Source organism: Stutzerimonas kunmingensis (assembly GCF_032106285.1).
GTDB classification, from domain to species: domain Bacteria; phylum Pseudomonadota; class Gammaproteobacteria; order Pseudomonadales; family Pseudomonadaceae; genus Stutzerimonas; species Stutzerimonas kunmingensis_B.
The window spans coordinates 26,644-38,867 of record NZ_DAMCPO010000036.1; the positions used below are offsets into that span (position 1 = coordinate 26,644).

The window sequence follows — 12,224 nt, forward strand, 5'->3', positions numbered from 1 at the left end:
TCAGGCTGTGGGCTTCCCGACACAGTACGCAAGATACACGCTCGCGCACGCAGACATGTCTCCGGAGGACCTCAAGGGAGAGCAGTTCTGGACAAATTTTGTCTCGCCAGGCCTAGACTCTCCACTCCAATGGCATAACAACAATAACTACCGTCAGACGCTGACGTTCACTCGTGAAAGCCTTGTGGCTGCGCTAGGTGATCCCCTCGACGCCGACAGCTGGAACGAAGCGGATCGTAAGGCGCTTACTGAGCACATTGACGAGGCGACGGAGGAAATCAAGTTCCTGCGGAGCGCAGATCTTAGTGATCTCGTCGAACGACCAGAGTTCCTCGTCGAGTACAAGGACAGAAACCAGTCTTTCGAGGCAATCGCGAAGGCGATCCTGAATCCAGGCTTGGCGTACCAGCTCGTCTGTGCTGGTTACATTAACCGCAACTTCACGCTCTACACGTCAACCTTCCACGGTGATCGGGTGGGTTCTGCTGCTACGAACTTCATCATCCACCATGTTGAGCGAGACCGAATGGACGAGCACTTCGAGCTTAGTCCGGAGGACGTGGACGCAGTTGTCCGCGAGCGGGGCAAGAACGCGTTGAAAGAGCCTGCCCTTTACAACATCGCAATCCTCGACCATTTACTGGCAACGGACGTCGATGCGGCCGACATTATGATCCGCTCGCTGGCTGGCCTCGGGAAGAGACAGGCGAGTTTTCTGCAAGCGTACTTAACCTCAGGTAAAGAGCGCGTACGGTTCGTCAAACGGTTCACGGTCGAATGTACACGAGTGCTCACCTACCTCTTGAGCCAAGTGGACCTGGACGACGCTTCGCGGTTAGAGCTGGTGGATGTGGCGCTAGCCCACCTGACGCTGTCGAAGCAGCGGACAGATTCAGAGGTGTCTGCGTACTTGTCGGCGCACTACGCTGAGTTCACGGCGCTTACGTCTGGCGCGATCGCGCCGGCTCAGGCCGAGCGTATCGGAGTCCTCTTCGAGGATGCTGGCATTACCGTGCCTCGCCTAGAGCCGCTGGGTCAGCAGGTTCGTCCGTCATTCGTGTCCCGCAATTTGTATGAGGTCACGCACGAAAACCTCGCGATCGCCATCGATAACACGACAACCGTGGCGCTCGACGTTATCCGTGCTAGGAGCACGACGGTATACGATTATGTGCTCGGGCATTTGAGTGCGTACTTGAACGCCGTTAGGGGCGAGTCCGCGACGATCGATGCGAACGAGCACTTTCTCGCTGTGATCGAAGATGTGCTCGCAAACGAAGCACCTTGCCTTGGTGATGTGATCGAGCATGCTGCTCCAGAGTGTGAGGTTGCGGATTTCGCAGAGGTTTCTGAGGCTGCGTGGCCGGCGCTAGCCGAACATAGGCGCGTCCCAGCTACGTTCAGCAACGTCAGCCGCTACGTCGAGACTATCGGGGCGGTCGATGCGCAGCTGGCAAAGATGCTGGCTGCCGCTGCCGTGATCACCGAGAACAGCGCCGCTGACGAGGAGCCGAAGACTGCGTTGGCGACCGCAATCCTTGCGGCAAGGGGGCAGCTCCCATCCGCAGCGCTACGGGTGAAACTGGTTGAGAGTTTGAGCCTGAACGACTATCTCGGCATTGACGAAATCGCGGCGGAAGTTGGCGACCTCTTCGCGCTGCTGCTAAAGCACAACCTCATTGAGGATGATGCAGCTTCCTACGAGCACCTTGCAACGACGGACTGGCCGACGCGCAAAGCGTTTATCCGAGAATCGCGAAATTTTACGCGCTACATGACTCCGGCGTTGGTGGGCGCGGATCTGTCACAGATCCTGATAGGCGATGAGATTGATCCGGCGATCAAGCGTGTGGTAGTCGAGCAAGCGCCAAGGTATGCGGAGGTGGCCAGCCGTCAAGGACTGAACGAACTGGCAAGATTCGCTACCCAATCCAAGCTCGAACTCTCACCCGAAGTTGTGCAGAAGATGGCGCAAGGGGAGGTCTCTGCGCAGCAGATTTTATTGCTACTAGCGCCACACTTGGATGTGATTAACCGCGATCAGCTCTTCACTATCCTGCAAGCACTTGGCGGCGACTACGCCGAACTCACTGAGGTGGGCCGCATTAAATTGCGTGTGCCGAATACGCCTGCTGATCGTGCGCTCCTGGAACGTCTAAAACGAGAAGGTACTGTCAGCACGTATGACGAGCGTAAGGCAGTGATTGAGGTAAATAGGAAGCGTAAGTGAGACTACGGTATCCGGATTACCCAGTACGATGATGAATAGCACCGAAAGCCTCCGCCGAACGAGCGTAAGCGTCTGGCCAACACACCTCCCTGATCCCTCCAGCTAGCGGCATGGTGTCCACCTGTTTTTGGTGGACACCATTTCAAGCCCCTTGCAGAGGATCTCCCGTGCCAGGCCAACGCCGCTCCTATCCCAAATCCTTCAAGGCCCAGATCGTTGAGGAGTGTACCCAGCCCGGCGCCTCGGTTGCCGGCGTGGCCTTGAGCCACGGCCTTAACGCCAATCTCGTGCACAAGTGGATTCGCCGCCAGCAGGCACAACTGCCCGCGGTACCCTCAGATTTTATTCCAATTCCTCTCGTCCCGAGCGGGCCGGCTACCCCGAGTGCGGCCGACAGGGCCATCCAGATCGCAATTCCCCATCGGACCGGCAAACTGTCGGTGCAGTGGCCGGGCAACGACCCTGAAGGCTGCGCCCGCTTTCTGCGTGAGCTACTGAAGTGATCCGCATCGAGCGCATCTGGCTCGCCACCGAGCCGCTGGACATGCGCGCCGGCACCGAAACCGCGTTGGCCCGGGTGGTTCAAGTGTTCGGTGCGGCGCAGCCGCACTGTGCCTACCTGTTCACCAACAAGCGCGCCAATCGGATGAAGGTGCTGGTGCACGATGGCTTCGGCATCTGGCTGGCCGCTCGCAGGCTCAATCGAGGGCGCTTCGTCTGGTCGGGCAATTGGCAGGGACAGCAAGTGGAACTCAACCCCGAGCAGTTGCAGGCCCTGGTGATCGGCCTGCCCTGGCAGCGTCTTGGGCCCAATGCCGAGATCAGGCTCCTGTAGCCGACGTGCAATTAGGCCAATGGCCTATCGCCGAGGGTGCCGGGATTCCTCACACTCGACGCCATGAACCCTGCCGCTTTCGATCAGCTGACACCCGAGCAACTGCGCCAACTGGCCGCGCAGTTGAGTCAGCGCGTCGATCACCTGGAAACGCTCAACCAGCGGTTGAACCACGAACTCGCCGTGCTGCGGCGCCACCGCTTCGCCCGCCGCAGCGAGCAGCTCAATGCCGACCAGCTCAATCTGCTCGACGAGATGATCGATGCCGACATCGCCGCCATCGAGGCAGAGCTTGAGGCGGCCCGACCAGAGTCCGCCAAGCGCGAGCTACGGCAGCAGCCCAAGCGAGCGCCTCTGCCGGCCGAACTGCCGCGCACGCTGATACTTCACGAGCCGGACAGCACCCAGTGTGCCTGCGGCTGCCAGCTCAAGCGCATCGGCGAAGACGTCAGCGAGAAGCTCGACTACACCCCGGGCACCTTCACCGTCGAGCGGCATATCCGTGGCAAGTGGGTCTGCGCCGCGTGTGAAACGTTGATCCAGGCCCCAGTGCCTGCGCAGGTGATCGACAAGGGCATCCCGACTGCGGGGCTGCTGGCTCAGGTCATGGTGGCCAAGTTCGCCGATCACCTGCCGCTGTACCGCCAGGAAAAGATCTTCGCCCGCGCCGGGCTGGCCATCGCGCGTTCCACCCTAGCGCAATGGGTCGGCGCTTGCGGCGTCCAGCTGCAACCTCTGGTCGATGCCCTGCGCGACTGCCTGCTCCAGCAGGACGTCATCCTCGCCGACGAAACCCCGGTGCAGATGCTCGCCCCGGGCACAAAGAAGACCCAGCGGGCTTACGTCTGGGCCTATGCGCCCAGCCCCTTCGCCGACCTCAAGGCCGTGGTCTACGACTTCAGGCCGAGTCGGGCCGGTGAGCATGCGCGCAGCTTCCTGGGCGACTGGCAAGGCAAACTGGTCTGCGACGACTTCGCCGGCTACAAGGCCAGCTTCGAGCAAGGCGTGACCGAGATCGGCTGCATGGCCCATGCACGGCGCAAGTTCTTCGACCTGCATGCTGCCAACCAGAGCCAGCTGGCCGAGCAGGCCCTCCAGTACATCGGTCAGCTCTACGATGTGGAACGCGAAGGGCGAGAGCTGCTCGCCGAACAGCGACGGCAACTGCGCCAGGATAAAGCCAAGTCGATCATCGATGGCCTGCATAGCTGGATGCTTGGGCAGCGGCAGAAGGTGCCGGAGGGCAGCGCGATCGCCAAGGCACTCGACTACAGCCTCAAGCGTTGGGCAGCGTTGGTGCGCTACCTGGATGACGGCAACCTACCCATCGACAACAACTGGATCGAGAACCAGATCCGCCCCTGGGCCCTGGGACGCGCCAACTGGCTGTTTGCCGGCTCGCTACGCAGTGGCCAGCGTGGCGCAGCCTTGATGACGCTGATCCAGTCAGCCCGCCTGAACGGACACGATCCGTACGCCTACCTGAAGGACGTGCTCACGCGCCTGCCGACGCAAAAGGCCAGCGCCCTGGCCGAGCTGCTGCCGCACAACTGGTATCCGCCGGCAAGGTGTGATGCCCGTTCGCTTACGAACGAGCCGCCTCTGCGAATATATAAAGTACCACTACAGTTCCTCGCAGCCTTCACCAATGGCCACTCTTGGCCGGTTAGCGACGGCCTGGCTTCGACCGTCGCTATGCATGGTCAAACCTCGGTCTGTTCCGCCATCTCTAGGGCATCATCGACCTCAATCCCCAGATATCGAACGGTGCTCTCCAGCTTCGTATGGCCGAGCAACAGTTGAACTGCCCGCAGGTTCTTCGTCCTGCGATAGATCAGCGATGCCTTCGTACGTCTTATTGTGTGAATGCCATACAGGGCTGGATCAGGGCCAATGGCTTTCACCCAACCTTTGACGATACGAGCGTATTGACGAGTGGATAGATGGTCTGAGATATGCAGCCGGCTCGGAAAAAGGCAATCCTCGCTGCGGGGCTGGGCATGATGTATGGCGATGTGCCGTTCCCTAAGATCAAATGGATTTTCCAGAATCTCAACAAAGCCGAGGTCCTGCTGACCTTCAATGTCGATTTTTTGGTTACGTATCTAGCCGACCGCCAAGCGAACCGGAAAGCCATTGCAAATATCGGCTTGGATCAGCATGTGCCATGGGACATGCTTAAACAGCTGAAGGCGCATCAGCCACGGAGCTGGCAATACCTGATCCAGCGCTATCTGTCCGAGGGGATCAAGCAGGAAAGCGGTGCCCAGTACATGACCGTCTTCTTCATTCGTCCGGCCGGCAGCAACCCGATGGCCTATTGGTTTATCCATCTGGCGAACAACTACCGCGCTAACGATGTGATGAAGAAGATCCACTGGAAATACGGCAACAACTTTTCCCATATGCTGTCGCCTTCCAGCTTTTTCGGCTACGACGCCAATCGGGATATCGCCGTGACAGGCCAACACGATTTGCTGTTGGATGAGCATCACTTCGACGATGCCACCGATGACCGCGTCCGAGGAGAACTTTCAGAGCTCTTGCCCAAACAGGTCTACGAGGTAGAACGGCAACCTTTTTTGGGCCTGATGAGCGGATTGACCAACTACACCATGGCTGACGAGCTTCGCGTAAAGCAGGCACTCGACATTGCTGTCGCGACCGGTGATCTGCTGGCGGTCGACAAGAACGGCAAAACAAGGCGTCGAAAAGGCACAAGCATCAAGTCGACAGATATCCTGATAGCGCCCCCGCAAAGACCCATCTTCTTCGTGCCACCTCTGAAGAAATCCAGTTCAGAAAACTGAGAGGGGCGGCATCGCTCTTCGGGTGGGCGGTTCGCCTCCAACGGTAGAGGTACCGGCATGATACAAGCAGTAGTTTTCGATGTGTTTGGCACGCTTCTCCAGATAGGTGAGCGCCGCCATCCTTTCCGCCAACTGATGCAGAACCTGCGGCTTCAGGGCAAAACACCAAGGCCGGATGACGCACGGACTCTGATGACTCGAAATCTGGGCTTGGCTGGAGCTGCCGATTATTTCGGTGCGCAGTTGAGCAACTCTGAGTTAGCTAGCCTTGAAAGCGACCTTTTCACCGAGCTGGCCAGCGTTCGCCTTTTCGATGATGCGTTGGAGTCGCTAAATCAGCTAAAGGACGCCGGCCTGAATCTCGCGTTGTGCTCCAATCTCGCAGCCCCATATGCGATTCCGGCCAAACTGTTACTGCCGTCGTTCGATGTTTACGGATGGAGCTTTGAGGTTGGGACAATAAAGCCTGAGCCCGCAATCTATCGTCAGATGATCGAACAGCTTGGCTGCGAAGCCTCCGCTATCGCAATGATCGGTGACACGTTGCAAGCCGATATGCTTGGTCCAATTGGGCAAGGCATGCGGGGCTACCACCTACAGCGTGAAGGAAAAGCCGATCAGTGCGGCTTCGTCTCGCTGATGGACTTTGCAGCCCACGTTCTGCAATACCCACCATCCGCCAACGGCTAAAGCGGCGTCGCCAGTTTTAGCTGACGCCGCTAGACCCGGATGGCTTACAGGCATGAAGACACCCTTTTTCTGTAACGGGAGCTCCTTCAACCCTTGAGTGCCAGAATACGCCGAGCGCCGTTGAGAACGATGAATCCCACAACGGTACCGATAATCAGGTCTGGGTAGTTGGACCCAGTCCAAGCGACGAGCGCTCCGGCGACTATAACGCCCATGTTGATGACCACATCATTGGCGGAGAATATCCAGCTCGCTTTCATGTGAGCACCACCTTCCCGGTGTTTGGAAATCAGCAGCAAACAACCCGTGTTGGCGAGCAATGCCAGGAACGCGACGGCCATCATTATCAGCGACTCGGGCTCGCTGCCGAATATAAAGCGTCTGACCACCTCTACGAGCACGCCGAGGGCCAAAATCAGCTGGAGCACACCAGCAAGGTGTGCAGCACGCACCTGCAGATTGACGCTGCGCCCAACCGCATAAAGGGCCAGGCCGTACACTGCCGCGTCAGCGAACATGTCGAGCGAATCGGCAATCAGACCTGCGGACCTGGCAATCAGGCCAGCAGTCATCTCTACCACGAACATGAAGGCGTTGATGCCTAGCAGTAAACGTAGGGAGCGGGATTCCTGTGTAGAGTTCGCCGGATTCTCGGCGGCTTTGATCATCTCTGGGTCTGCCGCGACAGTTTTCTGAAGAGTGGCGCCTAGCCCTAACGTCGCCAGCTTTTTGGTTATGGGCTCAACGGCACTGTCATGCATGACATCTAACCGACGGTCCGACAGATCAAAAGTCAGCTTCCGAACTCCGTCCAAACCATTCAGCGCCAAGCGGATCATTCGCTCTTCTGATGGACAATCCATCTTGGGCACGGCGTAAACACTGACCCATTGCCCCGTCGTATCGGAAGGGTTTTGCACATCGGCATCAGCGGCTGGCGTCGCATCGCAGCCGCAGGGACCATCGGACTTGCTCATGATACGGCTCCACTTGAAATCGAAGATGGGATCATTAAAAGCCTTATAGCTACTATAAGGTCAATAACGCAGAGCCGATGAGGATTCACACGATGCGCATTGGTCAGTTAGCAAGGCTAATAGGGATTGATACACAGACGATCCGCTTCTATGAGCAGCAGGGCTTGTTGCCACCGCCTGATCGCCAGGCGAACGGCTATCGTGTCTACACCGAGAAGCATGGCGAGCGGCTAGCTTTCATCCGGCGCTGCCGAATCTTGAATCTGTCACTTCCAGAGATTCACGCACTCCAAAGCTACCAGGATGACCCTCGCCAGCCTTGTACGGCCGTCAATGCCTTACTCGATGATCACATTTCTCAAGTCAGATCCCAGATAACCGCTCTGCAATCACTCGAACGACAACTCGTTTCACTGCGGGCTAATTGCAACGATGGGCGGGAAGTTGAGGCTTGCGGCATTCTCGCCGGAATTAGCGAGGACGCATGCATTAAATGAACGGCGTTGGGGCTTGCGGGCCTGGTTACCCGGCCAACGCGCATGCCCTCGAAATGGTTGTTTGTCCCTGTGGTTTTTGCCCCTTCGTAGTGATGGCTGTCTCCGTGCGGTATCACTTTGAGTCAGGCCTGCCGAGGAAACGTGAGTTCAAACGTGGTCTGACCGTCTTTGCTGGCGACGGCCACGTGGCCTTTGTGGAGGTTCATCACTGAACGGACAATCGCTAGCCCCAAGCCTGCTCCACGAGGTTGTATGCCGTTCACGCGGTAAAAGCGGTCGAACAGGTGTGGGAGATGATCCGATTCGATAGTCGCGCCATGATTGGTGACAGTCAGCGAGACAATGTCTACGTTCTCCTCAAGGATCTTAAGTTCGACCGTGCTGCCAGTATTCGAATGCCGCAACGCGTTGGATAACAGGTTGGAAATCGCCCGTTGGACCATAAGCCGATTTCCTAAAACCACGGCATCGCCCGTTACTGTCGTTGCAACTCCCGCTTCTTCGGCGAGGACTTCGAAGTATTCACATACGCGCCTCGCCTCACTTCCTAAGGATAATTTTTCGAGCTTCAGTGCCGGGCTGGAGTGGCTGGCCTGGGCAAGAAACAGCATGTCTGACACGATTCGATCCATGCGTTCGAGCTCTTCGACCGACGATTCGAGCACTTCGCGATACTGCTCTTTGCTTCGCTCTCGTACCAAAGTCACCTGCGCCTTGCCTATTAGGTTGTTCAACGGAGTTTTCAACTCATGGGCCACATCGTCCGAGAACTGTGTCAGTTGCTGAACGCCGTCATCGAGTCGATGAAGCATTACGTTGAGGCTGTGCGCCAATGCCTGGAGCTCTTGTGGGAGCCGATCGCTACAGATTCGGGGTGATAGGTCCTGTGTCGATACCTTAGTCGCCAACGCCCGGAACCTGCGCAGCGGTCGCAAACCATTTTGAGCGATTAGCCACCCAGCCAATCCGATTAATATCAGTAGCATCGGCACGGTCACTAAGGCCGAGCGCAGGAACGCAGCCACCAGCCGTTGATCGGCACTGCGGTCTTGCGAAAGTAAAAGCGTCATTGGAGCCAGTCCCGGGACTTGAATTCGCTTGCGCCCGCTTAGCATCTGCACCCCATCTTTCGTTGTCCAGCCAAGATAGTCGCCGTCCCTGCTCACAAGATCCAGCTGCTGCAGCTCTTTGGCGAAGCGGCCGATACTGAAAATGTGTGATTTCGCTGTATCGCCGATGACTGTAATCGAAAGGTTGTCATGGCCGAGTACCGTATCGCTCAGTACGTGTTGCCAGGAACGGCCCATACGGGTTTTGGTGTCTTCGAGGAGTCCATGATCGATCTGCGAGAGCTTGGCCGTCACTTCCTCCTGGGCGCGCAGTTCCAGTTGGCGCACCAGTACCCAGTAGCTCAGTGCAATCAGCAGCGCGACCAAAGCGGCGCCGGTAAGTGTGATTTGAAGCGCGAGACGCGATGCGAGGCTGAGTGGCTTCAAGGCCGCGCCTCCAGCACGTAGCCCACACCCCGGATGGTGTGTATCAGGCGATCGCCGAAGGGTTCGTCCACTTTCATCCGCAGGCGACGAATCGCAACATCCACCACATTGGTGTCGCAGTCGAAGTTGATGTCCCACACCAGGGCAGTTATTTCGGTACGCGTGAGGACTTCGCCAGTCCGGCGCATGAGCAGATGCAATAACGCAAATTCTTTGCTGGTGAGATCAATACGCTGACCATTCCGGTAGGCCCGATGCCGGCTTGGGTCCAGTTCGAGGTCGGCTACACGCAGGTTGCTTGGAAGTGCGACTGCCTCGCCTCGCCGCAACAGTGACCGGATACGAGCGAGCAGCTCAGGGAACTGAAACGGCTTGACCAGATAGTCATCAGCACCCAGCTCCAAACCGCGGACTTTTTGCTCTAAGCGACCATTGGCGGTCAGCATGATGACGCGTGTCTGCTTACGCCGCCTGATGAGTTCGAGCACCTCCCACCCATCCATGTTTGGCAGATTCACATCCAGTAGCACGATGTCATAGTCGTTCTGCAGTGCCAGGTGAAATCCATCTAGCCCATCACTTACGCAATCGACGATGTACCCACATTCGATAAGACCCTGCTGCAGATATTCCGCAGCTTTGATCTCGTCTTCTACAACCAGAATGCGCATGTTTTCAGGTAACTCGGCAAGGAGGTGCGTGGTAAGCGGAACCAAAAATAATCCATGTAGTAACTATAGGGTCAAGACGAAAGAGGCTTGGCTCTAGGGTGAAAGGCAGAGGCGAAATGACCTGCACAGGGAAGCGGGAAGCACTTTAACGCGGTAAAAGTCCTGCGGGGCTGTCTTGCAAATTTGTAATCTACCTGTCATTTGGTTGGCCCGCAGCGCAAGGAGGTGCACTTAAGCAAAAAAAGGCGCCCTACGGGCGCCTGAAACACATCTTCAAACCAAGGGAGCACAAAAAGAAGATGTGGTGTTGCTCGTAGTGCTTCACAGGATCGAGAGCGGGTACTCGGCGATGAATCGAACCTCATTGAGGTCGGACTCGAAAGCAGTCGCCCGTGTTGTAGCCTGGCGCACCCGCAGAGAGAGGTCCTTGAACGAGCCTGTCTGTACAACGTAGCGTGCTTCGACGTCGCGTTCCCAGCGCTTCTGTCCGGACAGAGGCGCGCCGTTATCGTCTTGGCGCATATATACCTCATTTGCGTTGCTGTAATCGGCGCCCCAGCCGCGGGCGTAGCGAGTCATGAACGTAAGCCCAGGTATGCCGTAACCCGCCATGTTCAGGTCATAACGCAGCATCCAGGACTGCTCTTTAGGTGAGTTGAAATCACTGTACTGGATGGAGTTATTCAGGTAGATCGAGTCCGCCTGGCGCAAGTAGTCAAAGTCGTTGTTACCGTTGTTTCGCTGATACGACGCCGTGACGGTGTGCGCGCCGAAGGCGACACCCAGGCTGGAGCTCCAGATGTTGTTGTTGAACTCGCCCAGCAACTCGCGGCCTTCGTCGGTTGCCTTGTAGTAGTTGAAACTGCCCAGCAACGCGACGACATCGGAAAGCGGATAGGTGGCCGATAGACCGAAGTAATGTTGGTTCCAGGCATCCTTGAGCCGGCTGGTATACAGGCTAAGACTAAGATTTTCGTTGACGCTATAGTCGCCGCCTGCGTAGCCGAGCCAAGGCGAGTCGACGCCGCCGCCATAAAACGTGACGAAGTCATCGTTCGTGTTGCTGGTATTGGGCTGGCTCATCGCGTGCAGGCGGCCGCCCTGGAGGGTGAGGTCGTCCAGCGAGTTGTTCACAACGGTGACACCCTTGAAAGACTCCGGCAGCAGCCGTGCGTCACCAAAGTGCACGACAGGAGTAGCGGGAAATACATCGCCTGCCTTGATCTCGGTGCCCAAGAACCGTGCTTTCACGGCCCCCCCTACTCGAGAAAAGTCATCCTCGGCATCGCCGGCGCTATTGTAGGGGAGAAGATCGACGGTTCCGCCAGCACCGGAACGTCCTGATCCAGAATCGAGCTTGAGGCCGAGCATGGCGAAGGCGTCGACGCCGATCCCCACCGAGCCTTGGGTATATCCGGACTCGAAGAAGGCCATCAGCCCGTGAGCCCACTCCTCAGAGTAGCCATTGCCGGTCGCACTCTCACCGTCGCGAAAATCTCGATTGAAATAATAGTTGCGATTTATCAGCGATAGCGTGCTGCCTTCGATGAAGCCCTCCGCTGTTTCCGATTGGGCAAAGACCGGGGCGCTGCCCAATGCCAGTGAAAGGGCTGTTAGTGAAAAAACGGCCATTTTGCTCATGATGATGCTCCTGGTGTACGGCAGGTCAGTGCTCAAATGACGCCTTTCGCTTTTTTTTAGCGCTTAGGCAAGTTCTTCCCTGCAGATGACCGCAGGATTAGCGGCAAATTACTATTTTGTTATCTGAGAGGCAAGCAATCGCGCATATCCTCGATTACAGATTTGTAATGTTGCGGTCACGCGGTCGTTATCCACTCTTCTTTAAAGTCAGCCCCATGGCCATCAGTTATCTCCCCGGCTTGGCGAGGCTGATAAAAACGGCGGTTGCAGGAGCTGAGTGCAACACGGTTATTGAATTGAAACCGGAGCATCATGCCGCATTGCCATGGCATTTTGCATGACCTCTCCCATCACCTCGATGGGGCATTTGAAGTCGA

General features: G+C 57.2%; 9 protein-coding genes and 3 pseudogenes. 7 read left to right on the forward strand and 5 right to left on the reverse strand.

Translation table 11 applies throughout. The features are described from left to right. The first annotated feature begins 55 nt into the window (after positions 1-55). The 4 genes and pseudogenes from RT582_RS20280 to tnpC form a co-directional block, all read left to right on the forward strand. The gene (locus tag RT582_RS20280) at positions 56-2,230 is read left to right on the forward strand and encodes a hypothetical protein (RefSeq protein ID WP_313479617.1); all 2,175 of its coding nucleotides are present in this window, start codon (positions 56-58) and stop codon (positions 2,228-2,230) included. A 167-nt stretch (positions 2,231-2,397) separates the two neighbouring features. Further along, positions 2,398-2,733 (forward strand): IS66-like element accessory protein TnpA, encoded by a 336-nt coding sequence (tnpA, locus tag RT582_RS20285; protein WP_205884925.1) that lies wholly within the window; start codon positions 2,398-2,400, stop codon positions 2,731-2,733. Then, positions 2,730-3,065, forward strand: a complete 336-nt coding sequence (gene tnpB / locus RT582_RS20290; RefSeq protein ID WP_111263156.1) for an IS66 family insertion sequence element accessory protein TnpB — start codon at positions 2,730-2,732, stop codon at positions 3,063-3,065. Before tnpA ends, tnpB begins: the two co-directional genes overlap by 4 nt. 63 nt (positions 3,066-3,128) lie before the next feature. Further along, positions 3,129-4,625: pseudogene (tnpC, locus tag RT582_RS20295) on the forward strand (IS66 family transposase); the annotation flags it as partial. 143 nt (positions 4,626-4,768) lie between these two features. Here tnpC and RT582_RS20300 read toward each other — a convergent pair. Then, a pseudogene (locus RT582_RS20300) lies at positions 4,769-5,074 on the reverse strand (tyrosine-type recombinase/integrase); the annotation flags it as partial. Between RT582_RS20300 and tcmP the strand changes: the two are divergent. Together tcmP and RT582_RS20310 are read left to right on the forward strand one after the other, a co-directional pair. Continuing rightward, positions 5,072-5,875 (forward strand): annotated as a pseudogene (gene tcmP / locus RT582_RS20305) (three-Cys-motif partner protein TcmP); the annotation flags it as partial. The pseudogenes RT582_RS20300 and tcmP sit on opposite strands and share 3 nt — an antisense overlap. A 57-nt stretch (positions 5,876-5,932) precedes the next feature. Then, the gene (locus RT582_RS20310; protein ID WP_003292660.1) at positions 5,933-6,565 is read left to right on the forward strand and encodes an HAD family hydrolase; all 633 of its coding nucleotides are present in this window, start codon (positions 5,933-5,935) and stop codon (positions 6,563-6,565) included. Between the two features lie 86 nt (positions 6,566-6,651). Here the strand turns inward: RT582_RS20310 and RT582_RS20315 are convergent, their stop codons facing one another. Next, positions 6,652-7,542 (reverse strand): cation transporter, encoded by an 891-nt coding sequence (locus tag RT582_RS20315; RefSeq protein ID WP_003298797.1) that lies wholly within the window; start codon positions 7,540-7,542, stop codon positions 6,652-6,654. Positions 7,543-7,634: 92 nt separating this feature from the next. Between RT582_RS20315 and cadR the strand changes: the two genes are divergently transcribed. Next, entirely contained in the window at positions 7,635-8,039 is a 405-nt protein-coding gene (gene cadR, locus RT582_RS20320; protein WP_003292662.1) for a Cd(II)/Pb(II)-responsive transcriptional regulator, read from the forward strand. 122 nt (positions 8,040-8,161) lie between these two features. Here cadR and RT582_RS20325 read toward each other — a convergent pair whose 3' ends face one another. The 3 genes from RT582_RS20325 to RT582_RS20335 all read right to left on the reverse strand — a co-directional run bounded on the left by RT582_RS20325 (position 8,162) and on the right by RT582_RS20335 (position 11,847). Next, a complete protein-coding gene (locus RT582_RS20325) occupies positions 8,162-9,535 on the reverse strand; it encodes a heavy metal sensor histidine kinase (protein ID WP_003298798.1) in 1,374 nt (457 codons plus the stop codon). Further along, on the reverse strand, positions 9,532-10,206 hold the full coding sequence (locus RT582_RS20330; protein ID WP_003298799.1) for a heavy metal response regulator transcription factor: 675 nt from the start codon (positions 10,204-10,206) through the stop codon (positions 9,532-9,534). The genes RT582_RS20325 and RT582_RS20330 overlap by 4 nt, the downstream gene beginning before the upstream one ends. Before the next feature lie 321 nt (positions 10,207-10,527). Further along, positions 10,528-11,847, reverse strand: a complete 1,320-nt coding sequence (locus RT582_RS20335) for an OprD family porin (RefSeq protein WP_003298801.1) — start codon at positions 11,845-11,847, stop codon at positions 10,528-10,530. Positions 11,848-12,224 lie beyond the last annotated feature (377 nt).